At 63.2% G+C, this 18,524-nt stretch carries 20 protein-coding genes; 8 read left to right on the forward strand and 12 right to left on the reverse strand.

Annotated features, from left to right (window positions below; all coding sequences use genetic code 11):
- Positions 1–30: 30 nt before the first annotated feature.
- The 5 genes from BMI85_RS06190 to BMI85_RS06210 form a co-directional block, all read right to left on the reverse strand.
- Positions 31–1,158, reverse strand: coding sequence for an acyltransferase (locus BMI85_RS06190; RefSeq protein ID WP_078600214.1), 1,128 nt, complete (start codon positions 1,156–1,158; stop codon positions 31–33).
- A 286-nt stretch (positions 1,159–1,444) separates the two neighbouring features.
- Positions 1,445–1,705 carry a DUF6455 family protein gene (locus tag BMI85_RS06195; protein ID WP_078520474.1) on the reverse strand — a complete coding sequence of 87 codons (261 nt, stop codon included), beginning with the start codon at positions 1,703–1,705 and terminating at the stop codon, positions 1,445–1,447.
- Entirely contained in the window at positions 1,705–1,998 is a 294-nt protein-coding gene (locus BMI85_RS06200) for a DUF6455 family protein (RefSeq protein WP_078520475.1), read from the reverse strand. The genes BMI85_RS06195 and BMI85_RS06200 overlap by 1 nt, the downstream gene beginning before the upstream one ends.
- 76 nt (positions 1,999–2,074) lie before the next feature.
- A complete protein-coding gene (locus BMI85_RS06205; RefSeq protein WP_078600216.1) occupies positions 2,075–3,403 on the reverse strand; it encodes a DUF2254 domain-containing protein in 1,329 nt (442 codons plus the stop codon).
- Between the two features lie 99 nt (positions 3,404–3,502).
- Complete coding sequence (locus BMI85_RS06210) at positions 3,503–4,240, reverse strand: M48 family metallopeptidase (RefSeq protein WP_078601084.1); 738 nt, start codon at positions 4,238–4,240, stop codon at positions 3,503–3,505.
- A gap of 141 nt (positions 4,241–4,381) precedes the next feature.
- Between BMI85_RS06210 and BMI85_RS06215 the strand changes: the two genes are divergently transcribed.
- The gene (locus BMI85_RS06215; protein ID WP_078548415.1) at positions 4,382–4,648 is read left to right on the forward strand and encodes a hypothetical protein; all 267 of its coding nucleotides are present in this window, start codon (positions 4,382–4,384) and stop codon (positions 4,646–4,648) included.
- A 27-nt stretch (positions 4,649–4,675) separates the two neighbouring features.
- Here BMI85_RS06215 and BMI85_RS06220 read toward each other — a convergent pair whose 3' ends face one another.
- Positions 4,676–4,924, reverse strand: coding sequence for a DUF167 domain-containing protein (locus tag BMI85_RS06220; protein WP_078600218.1), 249 nt, complete (start codon positions 4,922–4,924; stop codon positions 4,676–4,678).
- A 108-nt stretch (positions 4,925–5,032) separates the two neighbouring features.
- Between BMI85_RS06220 and BMI85_RS06225 the strand changes: the two genes are divergently transcribed.
- Positions 5,033–5,635 (forward strand): nitroreductase, encoded by a 603-nt coding sequence (locus tag BMI85_RS06225; protein ID WP_078600220.1) that lies wholly within the window; start codon positions 5,033–5,035, stop codon positions 5,633–5,635.
- Positions 5,632–6,327, forward strand: coding sequence for an EI24 domain-containing protein (locus BMI85_RS06230; RefSeq protein WP_078600222.1), 696 nt, complete (start codon positions 5,632–5,634; stop codon positions 6,325–6,327). Before BMI85_RS06225 ends, BMI85_RS06230 begins: the two co-directional genes overlap by 4 nt.
- Positions 6,328–6,349: 22 nt before the next feature.
- On the opposite strand, the gene BMI85_RS06235 is transcribed toward BMI85_RS06230, so the two are convergent.
- Genes BMI85_RS06235 through mce form a run of 3 tightly spaced genes read right to left on the reverse strand, consistent with a single transcriptional unit; the run spans position 6,350 to position 7,758 of the window.
- Positions 6,350–7,027: a DUF4396 domain-containing protein gene (locus BMI85_RS06235; RefSeq protein ID WP_078600224.1), complete on the reverse strand. Its 678-nt coding sequence runs from the start codon at positions 7,025–7,027 to the stop codon at positions 6,350–6,352.
- Positions 7,028–7,084: 57 nt separating this feature from the next.
- Positions 7,085–7,354, reverse strand: a complete 270-nt coding sequence (locus BMI85_RS06240; protein ID WP_078600226.1) for a DUF1467 family protein — start codon at positions 7,352–7,354, stop codon at positions 7,085–7,087.
- Positions 7,354–7,758: a methylmalonyl-CoA epimerase gene (mce, locus tag BMI85_RS06245; protein ID WP_078600228.1), complete on the reverse strand. Its 405-nt coding sequence runs from the start codon at positions 7,756–7,758 to the stop codon at positions 7,354–7,356. Before mce ends, BMI85_RS06240 begins: the two co-directional genes overlap by 1 nt.
- A 169-nt stretch (positions 7,759–7,927) precedes the next feature.
- Between mce and BMI85_RS06250 the strand changes: the two genes are divergently transcribed.
- Positions 7,928–8,638, forward strand: a complete 711-nt coding sequence (locus BMI85_RS06250) for a response regulator (RefSeq protein ID WP_078600229.1) — start codon at positions 7,928–7,930, stop codon at positions 8,636–8,638.
- A 68-nt stretch (positions 8,639–8,706) separates the two neighbouring features.
- A complete protein-coding gene (locus BMI85_RS06255) occupies positions 8,707–9,183 on the forward strand; it encodes a hemerythrin domain-containing protein (protein ID WP_078520485.1) in 477 nt (158 codons plus the stop codon).
- Between the two features lie 154 nt (positions 9,184–9,337).
- Here BMI85_RS06255 and aspS read toward each other — a convergent pair whose 3' ends face one another.
- The gene (gene aspS / locus BMI85_RS06260; RefSeq protein ID WP_078600230.1) at positions 9,338–11,116 is read right to left on the reverse strand and encodes an aspartate--tRNA ligase; all 1,779 of its coding nucleotides are present in this window, start codon (positions 11,114–11,116) and stop codon (positions 9,338–9,340) included.
- A gap of 243 nt (positions 11,117–11,359) precedes the next feature.
- On the opposite strand from aspS, the gene BMI85_RS06265 reads away from it, so the two are divergent.
- The 3 genes from BMI85_RS06265 to BMI85_RS06275 all read left to right on the forward strand — a co-directional run bounded on the left by BMI85_RS06265 (position 11,360) and on the right by BMI85_RS06275 (position 16,946).
- Positions 11,360–12,598, forward strand: a complete 1,239-nt coding sequence (locus BMI85_RS06265) for a cyclopropane-fatty-acyl-phospholipid synthase family protein (RefSeq protein ID WP_078600232.1) — start codon at positions 11,360–11,362, stop codon at positions 12,596–12,598.
- A gap of 182 nt (positions 12,599–12,780) precedes the next feature.
- Positions 12,781–16,110 carry a carbamoyl-phosphate synthase large subunit gene (gene carB, locus BMI85_RS06270; protein WP_078600234.1) on the forward strand — a complete coding sequence of 1,110 codons (3,330 nt, stop codon included), beginning with the start codon at positions 12,781–12,783 and terminating at the stop codon, positions 16,108–16,110.
- 140 nt (positions 16,111–16,250) lie between these two features.
- Positions 16,251–16,946 carry a porin gene (locus BMI85_RS06275; RefSeq protein WP_078600236.1) on the forward strand — a complete coding sequence of 232 codons (696 nt, stop codon included), beginning with the start codon at positions 16,251–16,253 and terminating at the stop codon, positions 16,944–16,946.
- A 55-nt stretch (positions 16,947–17,001) separates the two neighbouring features.
- Here the strand turns inward: BMI85_RS06275 and BMI85_RS06280 are convergent, their stop codons facing one another.
- Together BMI85_RS06280 and BMI85_RS06285 are read right to left on the reverse strand one after the other, a co-directional pair.
- Positions 17,002–17,742, reverse strand: coding sequence for a GH25 family lysozyme (locus BMI85_RS06280; protein ID WP_093477057.1), 741 nt, complete (start codon positions 17,740–17,742; stop codon positions 17,002–17,004).
- Between the two features lie 199 nt (positions 17,743–17,941).
- The gene (locus tag BMI85_RS06285; protein WP_168173971.1) at positions 17,942–18,457 is read right to left on the reverse strand and encodes an EF-hand domain-containing protein; all 516 of its coding nucleotides are present in this window, start codon (positions 18,455–18,457) and stop codon (positions 17,942–17,944) included.
- Positions 18,458–18,524 lie beyond the last annotated feature (67 nt).

The following is an 18,524-nucleotide window of genomic DNA, read 5'->3' on the forward strand; positions in this document are numbered from 1 at the left end:
GCAAAGGCGGTGACGAGCTACACTCTCAACTCATCCCGCAGCCCCGAGCCTAGGACGCTGGCGCATGTTTCTAAGGATAGCTCTCTGGAGTGTCGCGGTATGACGCTCAAAAAGCCAATGAACACACCACGCGAGCAAGAAGGAGGACAGAATATACACCCCGAACAGGACCATCCCGTTCCCCAAAGCGTCGAACCGCGCGACATGACGCATCGAACTGAGCAAGGCCATCAGAGGGAAATGAACAAGATACAGAGAGTAAGAGATTTTGGAGAGGAACTCTGCCAGCCGCGCGCCGTGGTCGAAAACCGGATTTGAGAGCGCGATCACAGCGAAAAACGCCGCGACAGCCGTGATGTAGAGTGAGCCGATTGAGTAATCATTGACGAACTTGAGAGCGGACATGACGACGAAAAGCGCGAAGACCACCGCGAGCGCGTAGATCGCTTTCGTTGCAACAAGGCGTCCGAGAAGCCCGTCGCGCGCTTTCCACGCAAAGTATCCAAACAACCAAGTCGGAAAGAGCACTGCCAAGTCGAGCCCGATGAACCACATCGTCAGAACGAAGAGCGCGGCAAAAAAGAGCTGATAACGGCCTGGTTTCAATGCAAAAAAGCCGAGCGGAAAAGCGACGTAATACCAAAATTCGTAGGCGATGCTCCAAAGCGGTCCATTACTCCCGTAAACGGGAACGATGATATTGTGCAGGAAGAAAGCATTGCCCAGAAAAACGAGGACGCCGTTGGCCACCGGCTCGTTCGGAGCGCTCGCGAACTCGGCCCCAAACTCACCTCGATAGTAAGCCGGGTCAAATTGAGATGCCCCAAGCCAGTCGAACATTGCTGTCATGACGAGTACCGGGAGCAAGACGATACCCAAACGGACGACCCTGTGAACCGCGTACTCTTTCCACGACCAACGACCTTCGTGATAGGCGCGATCCACAGAGCCAGCGACCAGATAGCCTGAGAGCACGAAGAAAATGATTACGGAATAGGTGCCGAGACCGGTGAGCAAATAGAAGACTTTGGCGACGACCGTCGGGTCGTTCGCAAGCTCGGAGAAGTCGACAAAAAGGAAAGCTCTCGCGTGGCCGATCATCACCAGTATCGCGGCGATTGCGCGAAGCCAGTCGAGACCTACAATCTTCTGTGCCATTGCGCGCCCTCGTAGCTCGAACGGGGCAGGGCGATTTCGATGCGAAGAAAACTTGGGTGCCGCGCTCCCTCAACTCAGGGAGCGCGCATACCATTCGCAAGGCAAGTATTGCTCACCGCGGCCATCCGAGACCAAGGAGCCACACACGTTAAATGAAGCATTGTTGGCCTGCATGCGAAGAAATTACGCACGCGATGAACACGCAGATTTGAAAGGACCATCGATCCGCTCTGCACGGGGGCAAGACCGCCCCTCACATGCTTCGCGACGTTAACGGTGCCCTCAGTTATTGCAGGGCGCGCAGAGAGGTCAGGACCTCGTAATTGGGGCAATCCGACGGAATGGCCTGTGGGCCTTCGCCCTTCTCCGCCAAAACAGCGAGGCAGAACTCGGTGCGTCCACAGGTGCGGCAGGTGGTGATCATCTCGGCGAAATCGGCTTGCGTGAGGAAGCCGTTATGCATCGCTTCGGAGATATTCACGCCAAGACGCCGCGCCATACCGCGCGTCACCCAGAAGTTCAGATCGATTTCGCTTTGCATTCCCATCATTCCACTCCTTGGGGTTCGGCGCCGATGGTGGCGCGCAGCCGCGACATCATCAGGCGGTTTTCGCAATAGGCGGGAGGTGCCTTCGCGGGGTTGCTTTGCGGGTCATGCTCGGCCAGCCAGAGCAGGCAGGCCCCGGCCTCGCGGCACTTGGTGCAGCGGATCAGCGCGTCTCTCCAGCCCTCGCCACTGAGCCGTCCGCTGGCCATTTCCATGCTGAGATCGCCGCCCATCTGCTGGGCCATCCGGTTCATCATCGCCGCGTGGCGATTGAGATGTTTGGCAGCGGTCATGGCGGCCTCCCTTGAACAGTCATCCCGGTGATGGGGGGACTCTGCCGTAGGGTCCGCAATTTCGATATGATTCAGATCAAGCGTTGCGATCCGAGGTATCGCCGTCGATTTCATGTCCGACATTGCAGTCCAGATCGGGCGCGAAGCGCGCGGCCAACGCCTGCGCTTCCTCTGCGACCACGGCGCGGTCGCGCCTCAAGGTCATCGCGGATTGCGAATGGGCGGCGGCGCGCAGGGCCTGATGCGCGGCGGGACGACCGAAGTGATCGGGATGCATCTCGGCCACGGCTTCCAGCACTTCCTGCTGGCGCAGAGCGACTTCCAGATGCCCCGCCCCGTCGCGCCCGATCGCGGCGAAAGCGTCCTCGGTATATTGCTCGGGCGTCACCGCGCGCACATAGACGCGGTCGAACACGCATTCGGGGCTGTTCGGCGGGTGCCATTCGGCCAGCACCCTCGCCAGACGCCCGAGAATATCGATACCAGTACCGGGGTCGTTGATCGCCGGGGAGAGCGCACGAGAGGCGATCTCGGCCAAAGCGATCAACCCGAATTGGGGGTCCTGATCATAGTCGCGGGCATGGTCGATGGTGAAGGCGTCGCGCGCGGCCTCCTCGATCTCCTCGCGGGTCTCGGTATCGCCCGGCAACGCATCGCATTGGACCAAATGAGACGCCCCATGGACGAATTCGCCGGGCCGCGCGCAAAGCCAGATCCGGCAGTCATGCGCCTCGGCGACCTTTTGCAGCGCGCCCATATCGACATGCTGCACATGGCCGGTCCGCGTCGAGGTGATCCCGAAGACACCCACGGGCGGGTCTTCCCATTCCTTGCCGCCGAGCCACGGCCGCTCGCAGCGTGCCTTCAGCGCCGTGCTCGCCGCGTTCTCGACCCGGCTGATCACGTCGCCCAAACGTCCGAACTCGCTCAGATGCTGCACCCAGCGCAACAGCGAGATCACCACCATCGCCACCACGCCCAGCGTCACCACCAGAAGGATGAACCGCCCCGAGTCGTCATAGACATTCGTCTCGAGCGCGATGATCCCTACCAGAGAGAAGACGAAGGAGCCGATGAAGCTCGCCAGCACGTTCTGCGTGACGCGGTCGGTCTGCATCAGCTTGATCGCGCGCGGCGTCGCCCCTGTCTGGGCCGAACTGAACGCGGTAATCATGATCTGCAGCGAAAAGGTGGTGACGGTCAGCATCGCGGTCGCGATGATCTTCAGGATCGGCTCCACCGAGCCTGCCCCCATCTTGTAGCCGAGATCCGGCGGCACGAGATAGCCGAAGCCCGCCGATCCCAGCGCGGTCAGGACCCCCAGCACGCCGAAGGCCGTCACCCGCACCCAGATCTCCCGCAGGATGACCTTCAGCCGCCAGCGCAGTCGCGAAAAGATTGCCATTGGTTCTTTGTCCCCGTCCCCAGTCCCCGCGTCCCGGACCCGCCTTTGCCGGGGGCCTCTATGTCAAATCCCAAGTGCGCAGGCCCTGAACGGGTTCCCTCAGCTGCCCGCCGGGATCTTGCCCGCACGCAACTGGGCGACCGTGTCGCGCACCACGTCGAAGCGCAGCTGATTGGGCGGATGGGTACCCAGCGTCTTGTCGCCCGGATCGGGCAGGCGCAGGAAGAACTGCGCGCCTTTGAGCGGATCGTAGCCCGCGTCCCATGTGATGATCGTGCCGAGCCGGTCGGCCTCCAGCTCGTAATCCTTGGAATAGAGCCGCGAGCCGATCTCGGCCCCGATCCGCCGCGCACGCTGCACAGTCAGGGGATCGGCGCCCTGCGCCTGCACCGCGCGCCCCAGATAGGCCGCCCCAACCGCCGCGTCGCGTTCGCGCGCCGCGATATGACCCGCGATGTGATGGGCGGCCTCGTGGCCGATCACGAAGGCCAGTTCGTCGGCATTGCGCACCTCGGCGATCATGGCGAGCGTCACGCCGATCACCGGACGGCCCGAGCGATCGGTCGTCTGAAACGCATTCGCATCCAGATCGAGCCGGTCATCGACCACGAAGAGGTAATCGCAGTTGAGCTTGCGTGTGCGCTTGCGGCATTCCTGCTCGATCTGCGGCTCCATCCGGTCGCCCACATCAACCAGCCGCGCCACCGCCACTTCGGCGCGCTGCCTGTCTTCGGGCGAGATTTCGGTCTGCGGCATAGGCGTCATCGTCGGCACGCAGCCCGAAAGCAGCGTCACGGCGAGCGACAGGATCACGAGGAGAAAGCGGAAGGAAGGCATCGACGGGAAGCGCCCCTGAAAGAGGATTTCGCCCAGCTTAACCACTTGGCCCGCGGCAGCATAGCCTCCTGCACGTGATCGCCTGCAAGCGCCGGCGTGATTTCGCTTTTTCGGATCGAAAAGCCGCGCTAGCATGAGGGCATGTTTACCATCGAACACGAATTCGACGCGACCGTGATCACCCTTGTCGACGAGGGGACGGATCCGCTTGATTATCTGCAGGAAGACATCACGATCAGTTCCTTCGAGGACTGCGTCGTGGTCGAACAGCTCGACGAGCAGACCGAGCAGGTGCAGACGATCACCTTCAGCCATGCCCAGCTGCGCGAACTCGCGGCGGCGCTCAACCTGCCCGAAGGCGTCTATCGCCTGAAGCAGACCGGCAGCGCCTCCAGCGAGGACGGCTGAGCACCCTGCCCGCGCCGCAGCGCCCGCTCAATCGAGGCGGAACACCTTTTCGCGCGCGGTCTGGCCCCGGATCAGCGTCAGCCGCGATTTCGCGACGCCCAGCGCCTTCGCCAGCAATTTGACGACCGCCGCATTGGCCTTGCCGTTCTCCGGCACCACCGTGACATAGGCCCGAAGCCCCTCTTCGCTTTCCCGAATCTCATTCCGCGACGCTTTCGGCGTCACGCGCAGCGCGATTTCGCTGCCCGGAATGGCAAGGTGGCTGAGATCCGTCATCGCCGCGCAGCATAGACCCTGCTCAATGGCGCACAAGCCAGTTGCCCATGCTGCGGTTGCAATCGCGCGCCGAGCGCCCGATATCTGGCGCAACAGACGGAGAATTTCATGACTGAACTGCCCGAAGTGAACCCGGCCGAACGCAATGACGCGGCAATGGCTTTCCTTCTGACCCGCCGGTCGCGCCCGGCCAAGACCCTCAAGGCCCCTGCCCCCGACGCGGCCGCGCTGCGCGAGATTCTGACCGCCGCCGCGCGCACGCCCGATCACGGGAAGCTGGAGCCGTGGCGCTTCATCACCATCACGCGCGAGGCTGCACAGCGTCTGGGCAGCGAGGCCGAGACCCGCGCCAAGGCGCAGGGCCTGCCCGAAGAGAAGATCGCCAAGGCGGGCAAGCAATTCCATGACAGCCAGCTTTGCGTGGCGGTGGTGTTCTCGCCCAAGGACAGCGAGAAGGTGCCGCAGGTCGAGCAGCTCTATTCGGCGGGCGCGGTCTGCCTGTCGCTTCTGAACGCGGCTCTCGCCGCGGGCTGGGGCGCGAACTGGCTCACCGGCTGGGCCGCGCATGACGAAGCCTTCGGGCGCGAGATGCTGGGCCTCAAGGAGGGCGAAAGCGTCGCAGGCTTCATCCATCTGGGCACCGAGGGCGTCGCGCCTCCGGAACGCCCCCGTCCCGACCTCGACGCAATCACGACGCGGATTTCGGAATGATCATCTCGAGCTATGTGAAAGCCTGGGCCGACCTGCTGCGGCCCGGTGCGATAAAAGTCGTGGGCTTCGGCGTGGCCCTCTCGCTGGGCCTTCTGGTCGCGATCTATGTGGCGATGGTGATGCTGATCGGCTGGCTGGTGCCGGACAGCTTCTCGCTGCCCTTCATCGGCGAGGTCGGCCATATCGATACCGCACTATCGATCGTCTCGGCGGGCGTGATCCTGTTCGCCTCGATCTTCCTGATGGTGCCCGTGGCCTCCGCCTTCACCGGCTTCTTCCTCGAAGACGTGGCCGAGATGGTGGAGGACGTCCACTACCCGACCCTGCCGCCAGTGCGCAAACTCACCTTCGCCGAAGGCATGCGCGACACGGTGCGGTTTTTCGGCGTGATCCTCGTAGCCAACATCATCGCCCTGATGATCTACCCCTTCGTGATCCCGCTGGCGCCGTTTCTGTTCTTCGGGCTGAACGGCTATCTGCTAGGACGTGAATACTTCCAGATGGCGGCCTTCCGGCGGATGGAGCGTGAAGCGGCACTCGAGCTTTACGAGCGCAACAAGGTCACGATCTGGGCCGCGGGCGCGCTGATGGCGGTGCCGCTGTCGATCCCTCTGGTGAACCTCTTCGTGCCGGTTCTGGGCGCTGCGGGCTTCACCCACCTGTTCCACGCGATCACCGGTCGCCGCGGGTGACGGGGCGGCGCCAACGCGCCGCTCACATCTCTTCCTTGATGCCCTTGCGGATCAGCAGCCAGTTCACCGGATAGGCGGTCACGAAACCAGCCATCATCGCGATCTGCATGGCGAACCAGAATTCCGGGTCGGCGGCGGTGATCTCAGCGCCCCAGAGCCCTTTGAACACGGCGAAATGGAAGATCGCCATCATCCCGTACATGCCGATCTGCCACGAGGTGAGTGAGGCCACGTCGGCTTTCGCCGCCTCTTTGAGGCCTTTGGCGAGGCCGAGCCCACGCATCGGCGCGATCGAGAAATACTGGAACACGATCCCGATCGCGAGGGCGAAGACGTAATCGAGCCCCCAGAGCGCGAAGATCTTGTGTTGCCAGAAATCCGGCCAGCCAAACGGGATCAGGAGCGCGGGAACCGCAAGCGCGAGATTTTCGGCAAGGATATCCCCCAAAGTGCAACCTGCCCCGCAGTGGAGCGTCCCCTTTGCCACCGAAATCGGGAACGGGGAGTCGCCGTGGCCAGAGTGCCGACTGTGGAACCAGATTATCAGCGGTCCGGCGAACAGCCCGCAGATCGGCCAGACCCAAGCCATGATCGCCATATGCGGCGGGTTCCGACGCATCTCGACCACGAGATAGAGGAACGAAATCACGCCAATGGCGAGCGAAAGCCAGCTAAGCGCGGTAAACCAGGTGGGTGTCATCGGGAGGCTCCTTTCAGCTTCCCAACACACGCTTATCCGAAACGGTTCCGCGCCCGCTTAACGGCGCAACTGTCCGAAGAAGTCGATATCTTCCAAAGTGATGATCCCCGACAGCAGCACTCCCGCGATGATCGCCCAGAGCACGATGGTGACAATGGTGGTGATCTTCACCTTCGCGCCCAGATGCGCCTCGTGCGGCGCGCCTGCGGGGGTGCCCGGCACGACCTCGTCCACATCGCCTTGCGTCTTCAACCGCACCGGCAAAACCATGAAAAAGATCATGAACCAGATGACTGCGAAGAGGATGATGCCGCCGGTAAGGCTCATCAGACCTGCTCCAGTTCGACGAGGCAGCCGTTGAAATCTTTCGGGTGCAGGAACAGCACGGGCTTGCCATGCGCGCCGATCTTCGGCTCGCCATTGCCCAGAACCCGTGCGCCATCGGCCTTCAGCTTGTCGCGCGCCTCGATGATGTCCTCCACCTCGAAGCACATGTGATGGATGCCGCCTGCGGGGTTCTTCTCGAGAAAGCCGTTGATCGGGCTGTCCTCGCCCAGCGGGTAGAGCAGTTCGATCTTGGTGTTGGGCAGTTCGATGAAGACGACCGTGACGCCGTGATCGGGCTCGTCCTGCGGCGCGCCGACATTGGCACCCAGCGTGTCGCGATAGTTGGCCGAGGCCGCCTCGAGGTCGGGCACGGCGATGGCGACATGGTTCAGGCGTCCGATCATCTGGGTCTCCTCCGGTAACACGGGCGTTAAAAGGCGTAGCCGGGCGCGCGGCTTCGCGCAAGCCTTGCGGTGGCAGTTGTGAACCCGGTTCGGATTAACCCAGTGTTAGGCAATCTGCGCCCTACTGATTGGACAAGCCGAATCCGATCGCAGCCGAAGGGGCCCCGACATGAGCGACACGATCCCGACCCTGACCCGCATGCCGACACCCGAACGCCCTCTGACCGGGCTGACGGTGCTTCTGGTGGAAGACAGCCGCTTCGCCTCGGAAGCTGTGCGGCTGTTGTGCCTGCGCTCAGGCGCGCGAATCCGGCGCGCCGATTGCCTCGCCTCGGCAGATCGGCATCTCAAGACCTATCGGCCCTCGATCGTGATCGTGGATATGGGCCTGCCCGACGGCTCCGGGAGCGACCTGATCGCAGAGATACGCGGGACGCGTGGGCCGCATCCTGTGATCCTTGGGACCTCGGGCGACCCCGACCTGAAAAGCGCGGCCCTCGCCGCGGGCGCGGACGGGTTTCTGGAAAAACCGATCGAAAGCCTTGCCGTATTTCAAGAAGCGATCCTGTCGACCCTGCCCGAAGAGATGCGACCGCTCGGCCTGCGCGCGCTTGCCGATCTTGTGATCGCGCCGGACCCGCTCGCGCTGCGCGACGACCTGCAGCACCTCTCGGAACTGCTGCGCGACACCAAGGGGGCGGATGCGCGCGCCCTGCCCTATGCCGCACATTTCCTTCATAGCATCGCGTGCTCGGCTCATGATGCGGCGCTGGACGATGCGGCGCAGCGCCTGAGACGATCCGGCGGCCCCTCACGCGAGGATATGACCCGGGTCACTCAGATCATAGATGCGCGGATCGCGGCGGCCGGGGCGTTCTGACGCAGCCGGGAACTGCCTGATCGACTTCGCGTTGCTCAAACAAGTCAAAGCAACCGGAGGACAGCCCGATGAGCTCGATCTACGACGCCATCAAGCAAGATCACGACAATCACCGCGCCCTGATGAAGAAGATCGCCGATACGTCCGGCGACAGCGCAGAGCGCACGCAGGCGTGGAATGAGTTCTATTACGACATCAAGTCCCACGCCGCCGCCGAGGAAGAGACCTTCTATTCCAAGCTGATGACCAAGACCTGGGGTCAGGATTCGGCGCGTCACTCGGTCGAGGAACATGCCGAGCTCGACGATCTGCTCGAAGAACTCAACGAGATGGACATGGCGAGCCCCGGCTGGCTGAACAAGTTCCACAAGCTCGAGCATGACTACAATCACCACATGGACGAGGAAGAAGACGAGATCTTCGGCCGCGCCAAGGACGTGATCGACGAAAGCGAAATCGAGAATTACGGCGAGAAATTCCTCGAGCGTAAGAAGAAGGAAATGAAGCTGGTCGACGAGAAGAAGAAAGACAGTCTCGAAGACTAATCGGGGTCTGAGGCTCAGGGTGGCTCGGCTTCGGCCAGAGCCCCTTCGCCTGACCCCTCCGCGCCTTTTGCGCTGGCGCGCTCCTCCGCCGCGAATAGAAAAAGGCCCCGCTCCATCCGGAACGGGGCCTTTTAAATCGGTAACCGTGCGAGGATCAGTCCTCTTGCGGCAGAACCCGCAGGCGCAACTCGCGCAGCTGTTCGTTCATCGGCTCCGACGGCGCGCCCATCATCAGGTCTTCGGCGCGCTGGTTCATCGGGAACATGATGACTTCACGGATATTCGCGGTATCGGCGAGGATCATCACGATCCGGTCGATGCCGGCGGCGCACCCACCGTGCGGCGGAGCGCCGTATTTGAACGCCTTGACCATGCCGCCGAAACGCTTCTCGACTTCCGACGCCGGGTAGCCCGCGATCTCGAACGCCTTGTACATGGTCTCGAGCTTGTGGTTCCGGATCGCGCCCGAGAGGATTTCGTAGCCGTTGCAGGCGAGGTCGTACTGGTAGCCTTTGACCTGCAGCGGATCGCCCTCAAGCGCCTCCATCCCGCCTTGCGGCATCGAGAACGGGTTATGCGAGAAGTCGATCTTGCCCTCGTCATCGGCCTCGTACATCGGGAAATCGACGACCCAGGCGAACTTGAACTTGGTCTTGTCGGTCAGGCCCAGCTCTTCGCCGATCACGTTGCGCGCACGGCCTGCGACGCCCTCAAAACTCGACGGCGCGCCGCCGAGGAAGAAGGCCGCATCGCCCTCGCCCAGACCCAGCTGCGCGCGGACCGCCTCGGTCCGCTCGGGGCCGATGTTCTTGGCCAGCGGCCCGGCACCTTCGAGCGAGCCGTCTTCGCCCTTGCGCCAGAAGATGTAGCCCATGCCCGGCAGGCCCTGTTCTTGGGCGAACTTGTTCATCCGGTCGCAGAACTTGCGCGAGCCGCCCGTGGGAGCCGGGATCGCACGAATCTCGGTGCCGTCCTGCTCGAGCAGTTTCGCGAAGATCGCGAAGCCCGAGTCGCGGAAGTGATCCGAGACCACCTGCATCTCGATCGGGTTGCGCAGGTCGGGCTTGTCCGAGCCGTATTTCAGCATCGACTCGGCGTAGGGAATGCGCGGCCAGTTCGGATCGACCGTACGGCCATCGGCGAATTCCTCGAACACGCCCTGGATCACCGGCTGCATCGTGTTGAAGATGTCTTCCTGCTCGACGAAGCTCATCTCGACGTCCAGCTGGTAGAAGTCGGTGGGCGAGCGGTCGGCGCGCGGGTCTTCGTCACGGAAGCACGGCGCGATCTGGAAATACTTGTCGAAGCCGCCGACCATGATCAGCTGCTTGAACTGCTGCGGCGCCTGCGGCAGCGCGTAGAACTTGCCCGGATGCAGGCGCGACGGCACGAGGAAGTCGCGCGCGCCTTCCGGCGACGACGCGGTGATGATCGGCGTCTGGAACTCGTTGAAATCGGCGTCCCACATGCGTTTACGCATGGATTTCACGACGTTGGAGCGCAGGATCATCTTGTCATGCAGGCTCTCGCGACGCAGGTCGAGGAAGCGATAGGACAGACGCGTTTCTTCGGGATATTCCAGCTCGCCGAAGACCGGCAGCGGCAGTTCCTCGGACTCGCCCAGGATTTCGATGTCGCGGACATAGACCTCGATCTCGCCGGTTGGAATCTTCGGGTTGATCAGGCTCTCGTCGCGCAGCTTCACGGTGCCGTCGATGCGGATCACCCATTCGGAGCGCGTTTTCTCCATCGTCTTGAAGGCGGGGCTGTCGCCGTCACAGAGCACCTGCGTCATACCGTAATGATCGCGAAGATCGATGAAGAGCACCCCCCCGTGATCGCGCACGCGGTGGACCCAGCCCGCGAGGCGGACGGTCTCACCGGCGTTGGCGGCGCTCAGATCTGCGCAGGTATGGCTGCGAAAGGCATGCATGGGAGGCTCCCCGGATCGAGAATTGCGTATAGTCGCGCCGATACACCCGTTGAGCGCGCAAAAGTCAAGCTGTGCGGAGGCACACAGGCCCGTCTCGAGCTGTTCACGCGCGCGTGGCTCGAAAAATTGTAAATTTTCGGTTAACTTCAGAGACAACGGGAACTTTGGTAATTTCACAAAGGTTGCCGTCGTGAAGGCTAACGCTGGAGCCTGCCAAGCCCCGGCATGATCCGGAGAGACCATATGAGAGCTTGGGACTCGCTTCTCGACCGAATGTTGCGCCACCTGATCCGCAGGGGCACGCTCGAACTCGTCTATTCGGACGAGACGCTCAGACGCTATGGCGACGGCACCGGAGACCCGGTCCGCGTTACCATCGAAACCCCCGACGTGACGCGCAGGATCGTGCTCCGGCCCGATCTCGGCGTCGGCGAAGGGTATATGAACGGCGACTACACGATCGCGAATGACGATCTGCGTGGCTTTCTCGCCCTCGCGATCCGCAACCAGACCGGATCCGGCATGCCGTGGTTCGAGAAACCGCGCGAGGCGAGCCGTTTCTTCGGGCGCCGCTTCGCGCAGTTCAACCCGGTCAACAAGGCGCGCACCAACGTCGCGCATCACTATGACCTTTCGGGCGAGCTTTATGACCTCTTCCTCGATGAGGACCGGCAATATAGCTGCGCCTATTTCGAGCGCCCCGACATGACGCTGGAAGAGGCGCAGGAGGCCAAGAAACACCATATCGCCAAGAAGCTGTTGATCGAGCCGGGCATGACCGTTCTCGATATCGGTTGCGGCTGGGGCGGCATGGCGCTGACGCTGGCACGCGATTTCGGCGCGAATGTCGTCGGCGTGACACTTTCTACCGAACAGCACGCGCTGGCCCGCAAACGTGTCAAAGAGGCCGGCCTCGAAGACAAGATCGACATCCGCCTGACCGATTACCGCGATGTGACCGACAAATTCGACCGGATCGTCTCGGTCGGCATGTTCGAACATGTCGGGGTGCCGCATTACCGCGAATATTTCTCGAAGGTGCGCGAACTGCTCAAACCGGGGGGCGTCTCGCTGATCCATTTCATCGGACGCTCGGGCCCTGGTGGCGCGACCGCCGATTTCATAACGAAATACATCTTCCCCGGCGGCTATTGCCCGGCCATGTCGGAAGCGTCGAACGCGGTCGAGCATGAAGGGCTCATCACCACGGATCTCGAAGTCTGGCGGCTCCATTACGCGGAAACTCTGCGCCATTGGTGCGATCGGTTCGAGGCGAATATCGACAAGGCCGTCGCGCTTTATGACGAGCGGTTCTGCCGGATGTGGCGCTTCTACCTCGTGGCCTCGGAGATGGCTTTCCGCCATGGCGGGCAAGTCGTGTTCCAGTATCAGCTGGCCCATGAGGTGGGCGACGTGCCGCTGACGCGCGACTACCTCTATCGCGACGAAGACGAACAGGAACATCGGCTGGCCGCCGAGTAAGTCGACCACTCCCTGACCGGCCTGAAATCAGGCTGCGCTCCTCCCGGTGCGCGGCCTGACAGACTTGGGCGCGCGCCCTCGCGTCACCCTGCAACCCGGCTATCGCGTCCTGACCCTCTTGCGACGCCTGACCCTTTGCGTATAAAGCGCCTCAATTTGCGCAGTGACCAGAGGGGATTCCCATGCCGAAGAGAACAGACATCACGTCAATCCTCATCATCGGCGCCGGGCCCATTGTGATCGGGCAAGCCTGCGAGTTCGACTACTCGGGCGCCCAGGCCTGCAAAGCCCTTCGCGAAGAAGGCTACCGCGTCATCCTCGTGAACTCGAACCCGGCGACGATCATGACCGATCCGGGGCTCGCCGACGCCACCTATATCGAACCGATCACCCCGGAAGTCGTCGCCAAGATCATCGAGGCCGAGCGCCCCGACGCGGTGCTGCCGACGATGGGCGGCCAGACTGGCCTCAACACCGCGCTGTCGCTGGCCGATATGGGCGTGCTGGAGAAATTCGGCGTCGAGCTGATCGGCGCGAACCGCGACGCGATCGAGATGGCCGAAGACCGGAAGCTCTTCCGCGAGGCGATGGACCGGATCGGCCTCGAGAACCCGAAAGCGACCATCGTGTCCTCGCCCAAGCGCGAGAACGGCACCTATGACGTCAACGAGGGCGTGCGTCAGGCGCTGCTCGAACTGGAGCATATCGGCCTGCCCGCGATCATCCGCCCCGCCTTCACGTTGGGCGGCACCGGCGGCGGCGTCGCCTATAACCGCGAAGATTACGAGCGCATCTGCCGCTCGGGCCTCGACGCCTCCCCGATGAGCCAGATCCTCGTCGACGAGTCGCTGCTGGGCTGGAAAGAATTCGAGATGGAGGTCGTGCGCGACAAGGCCGACAACGCCATCATCGTCTGCGCCATCGAGAACGTCGATCCGATGGGCGTCCATACCGGCGACTCGATCACCGTGGCGCCCGCGCTGACGCTGACCGACAAGGAATATCAGATCATGCGCAACGGCTCGATCGCCGTGCTGCGCGAGATCGGCGTGGAGACCGGCGGGTCGAACGTGCAATGGGCGATCAACCCCGAAGACGGCCGCATGGTCGTGATCGAGATGAACCCGCGCGTGTCGCGCTCCTCGGCGCTGGCTTCCAAGGCCACCGGCTTCCCGATCGCCAAGATCGCCGCGAAGCTGGCCGTGGGCTACACGCTCGATGAGCTGGACAACGACATCACCAAGGTCACGCCCGCCTCCTTCGAGCCGACCATCGACTACGTCGTCACCAAGATCCCGCGCTTCGCCTTCGAGAAATTCGCAGGCTCCAAGCCCGAACTGACCACCGCGATGAAATCGGTGGGCGAGGCGATGGCGATCGGCCGGACCTTCCACGAATCCGTGCAGAAAGCGCTGGCCTCGATGGAGACCGGCCTGAGCGGCTTCGACGAGATCGAGATCGAAGGCGCGCCCGAGAAGGCCGCCGTCATCAAGGCGATCTCGCAGCAGACGCCCGACCGGATGCGCCTGATCGCACAGGCGATGCGCCACGGGCTGAGCAATGACGAGATCCAGCACGCGACCTCCTTCGACCCGTGGTTCCTCGCCCGGATCCGCGAAATCGTCGAGGCCGAGAACGAGATCCGCAAGAAGGGCCTTCCGCTCGACGAGAAGGGCCTGCGCAATCTCAAGATGATGGGCTTCTCGGATGCACGTCTGGCCACGCTCACCGGCCGCGACGAAGCACAGGTCCGCCGCGCCCGCCGCAACCTCGGCGTCACCGCAGTCTTCAAGCGCATCGACACCTGCGCCGCCGAATTCGAAGCGCAGACGCCCTACATGTATTCGACCTATGAAGCCCCCGCGATGGGCGAGGTCGAATGCGAGGCACGGCCCTCCGACAACAAGAAAGTCGTCATCCTCGGCGGCGGTCCGAACCGGATCGGCCAAGGGATCGAGTTCGACTATTGCTGCTGTCACGCCTGTTTCGCGCTGACCGATGCGGGTTACGAGACCATCATGGTCAACTGTAACCCCGAGACCGTGTCGACCGACTACGATACCTCGGATCGCCTGTATTTCGAGCCCCTCACGCTGGAGCATGTGCTCGAAATCCTGCGGGTGGAGCAGGATAACGGCACGCTGCACGGCGTGATCGTCCAGTTCGGCGGCCAGACGCCGCTGAAACTCGCGAACGCGCTGGAGGCCGAAGGCATCCCGATCCTCGGCACCACGCCCGACGCGATCGACCTCGCCGAAGACCGCGAGCGGTTCCAGGACCTGCTCAACCGTCTGGACCTGAAGCAGCCCGTCAACGGCATCGCCAGCTCGGACGAGCAGGCGTTCGAGATCGCGGGCCGCGTCGGCTATCCGCTGGTGATCCGTCCCTCCTACGTGCTGGGCGGCCGCGCGATGGAGATCGTGCGCGACCTCGACCACCTCAAGCGCTACATCAAAGAGGCCGTGGTGGTCTCGGGCGACAACCCGGTGCTGCTCGACAGCTATCTGGCCGGCGCGATCGAGGTCGACGTGGATGCGCTCTGCGACGGCGAAAGCGTCCATGTCGCGGGCATCATGCAGCATATCGAGGAAGCCGGCGTCCACTCGGGCGACTCGGCCTGCTCGCTGCCGCCCTACTCGCTGAGCCCCGAGATTGTGGCCGAGCTGAAGGTGCAGACCGAGAAGATGGCCAAGGGCCTCAACGTGGTCGGCCTGATGAACGTGCAGTTCGCGATCAAGGACGGCGATATCTACGTCCTCGAGGTCAACCCGCGCGCATCGCGCACCGTGCCCTTCGTCGCGAAAGCCACCGACTCGGCCATCGCGTCGATCGCAGCGCGCCTGATGGCGGGCGAGAAGCTGTCGGCCTTCCCGGCGCGCCCGCCCTACCCCGAAGGCGTCGGCCCCGACACGCCGCTGCCCTTCGCCGATCCGCTGACGCTGGCCGATCCGCAAACGCCGTGGTTCTCGGTCAAGGAAGCCGTGCTGCCCTTCGCCCGCTTCCCGGGTGTCGACACGCTGCTCGGCCCGGAAATGCGCTCCACCGGCGAGGTGATGGGCTGGGATCGCGACTTCCCCTCGGCCTTCTGGAAAGCCCAGCTTGGCGCGGGCACCGTGCTACCCGAAAGCGGTCGCGTGTTCTTCTCGATCAAGGACTCGAACAAGACCGACGATCTGGCCGAAGCCGCCGCCTCGCTGGTCTCGATGGGCTTCACCATCGTCGCGACCGGCGGCACCGCCGCATGGCTCGCCGAACATGGCGTGGAAAGCGAGAAGGTTTTGAAGGTCTATGAGGGCCGCCCGAACATCGTCGACCGGCTGAAGAATGACGAGATCGACCTCGTCTTCAACACCACCGACGGCAGCCAGGCGATCTCGGACAGCCGCGACATCCGCGCGGTCGCGCTCTATGACAAGATCCCCTATTTCACCACTGCCGCCGCCTCCATCGCCGCCGTCTCGGCGATCAAGAGCCGGAAAGAGGGCGAGGTGAGCGTGCGTTCGCTGCAATAAGCGACGGATACAATTAGAGAAATGATGTGACTCGCGGAACACGGTTTCCGCGAGTTTCTTTTTCAACCCGGGGTCGATCTTGCTGCGCCTCGGTGGCTCACGCATGGCTAAAGCCTAAAAACAATTTCATGAGGCAAGTTATGAACAAATGCGTTTTCGCAGCCGCAGTCCTTTTCGCGGCGCTCCCGCAAATCTCCAGCGCGGCTGAAATCACCGGCGGCACCGTTGGGATCGGCTTTTCGCAATTCACCGATGACGGCGATCTCGACAAGACCTCGGCCACCGGCTCGCTCGAAGTCGGGTTCAACCGGCAATTCTCGCTGCAAGGCGATCTGGCCTTCGCGAATTTCGGCGCAAGCGATACCGACGCCAACAACGTCGCACTTCACGCGATCTACCACGCCGGTCCGGCCACCTCCTTCGGCGCCTTTGCGGGCCACGACCACGCCGAAGGCGCAGGGCTGGATTACTATGGCCTCGAAGCGGGCCATTCCTACGGCAAATTAGGCGGCGAAGCCTATGTTTCGCACGCCAAGGAAGACGGCGTCAGCGGCAACCTGTTCGGCCTGTCGGGGCGCTATGCCGTCAACGACGCGTTCGGCGTGACTGCGGGCTATGACCATATCGACGTCGAGAGCTTCGACGCGAACCGCACGCAGATCGGCGTCGATTACAAGCTCGGCAATGTGACGCTGAGCGGCGATTTCGGCCATGCCGATGGCGACGATCTGGGGTCGAGCAACTACGTCTCGATCGGCGCGACCTTCGCCTTCGGTCCGCAGCGGCGCACCACGTTCAAGCAGCGTGATCTGATCCGCGTCATCCCCGGTCTCTGACCGCGACGCGCTTGCAGGGGAAAGGCGGCCTTTCGGGGCCGCCTTTTTTATATACTCAGGCCCGCTGCGCCCGCCGGGCGAGCCAGCTTTGCCACGCCGCCGGAGAGCCCGCGAAGGCGTTCATGTCCACGTTCCCCGGCACGCCCGGCACGACACCCGTGCCGCTATACTGCCAGAAGCTCCAATCGGCGCCGGGGTAGCGCTCCATCGGGTGCGCGGTAACCGAGCGCAGCCACATCTCATAGCCGGAGAAGCGCGACAGATCGTTGTCACGCCAGAAATCGATCGTCGTGTAGATCACCGGGCGCGTGCCGTAATGACGCGTCAGGGCCGCGAGGAAACGGTGCATCTCGGCGCGGGTGACATGGGCCGCAGGACGACGCTGGCAGGTACGCGAGGTGTGGTTCCACTCGATATCCAGCACGGGCGGCAGATCGCCCCGGCGGCGCGGCACGTTGCGGATATACCAATCCGCCTGCTCTTCGGGGGAGCGGCAGAAGTAATAGAAGTGATAGGCCCCGACCGGCACGCCCGCCGCCCGCGCACGGGTGGCGTTGATGTGGAAACCGGGATCGGAATGATCGCCGCCCTCGGTCGCCTTGAGCCACGCGAAGGACACCCCCGCCGCGCGCGCCCGGCGCCAGTCGATCTCGCCCTGATAGCGCGCCGCGTCGATCCCGTGGACCGGCAACCGCGCCGGCGCCAGACCTTCCCAATCATGCGGGTCGGTATCGCCGAAGCGCGCGGGAATGCCGCTCGCCCGGTAGTTCGAGGCCGACAACACTGCCGGACGCATCAATTTGGCCTGCTTGCCACTTGGCGCGCCGCCGCAGCCCGCCAAGGTCAAGGCTGCGCCCGAGACGAAGAACCTGCGTGAAATCCCCATGCTCACTCCCCCGTGATTTTTTCCCAGCCTCTCATGCAAACGCCCGCCTGTCATCGCTGACAGGCGGGCGTCTTTTTACATCGGCGAGGCTTCGCCTAAGAGGGGGCGCTCAGCTCCGGGGGCCGAAATCGGCTTGGGTCAGCACGCCATCCCCGTTGCGATCGCGCATCGCGAACCACTGATCGGTGCCACCCACGAATTCTGCGCGCGAGATCACCCCGTCGCCATTCGCATCGAAGGCCCGCAGCCCCTCGGCGGTCGGGATATCGTGGCCCGCGCGCATCGCGTTGCGGCCCTGACCCTGTCGCTTGCCGGGCCCCTGCCCCATGCCCTCGGGCATCTGGTGCCCCGGACCTTTGCCGGCTTCGCGTTCCATTTCCTTATGCTCGTCGATCATCGCGATTTCGGCGACGGAGTAAGTGTCATCCTCGTTCGCGTCGAACATCGTAAAGATGTCGCCGCGCCGCTCGCGGGCTTCGGACAGCGTGACGCCGCCATCGCCATCGAGATCCCATTGCAGGAGGAATTCCTGCCCCGGCACCGGGGCGGTTTGCGCGAACCCCGGAGCGGCACCGAGCAGCAGTGCAGCGGCAAACGGGGCGGCGAGAGAAGCGATGCGTTTCATCTGTCTGTCCTTCATTAGATTTGTCGTGAATGAAACGAAACGGCCCGCGCCTTTCCGGCGCGGGCCT

The sequence above is a fragment of the Thioclava sp. DLFJ4-1 genome (genome assembly GCF_002020145.1).
GTDB classification, from domain to species: domain Bacteria; phylum Pseudomonadota; class Alphaproteobacteria; order Rhodobacterales; family Rhodobacteraceae; genus Thioclava; species Thioclava sediminum.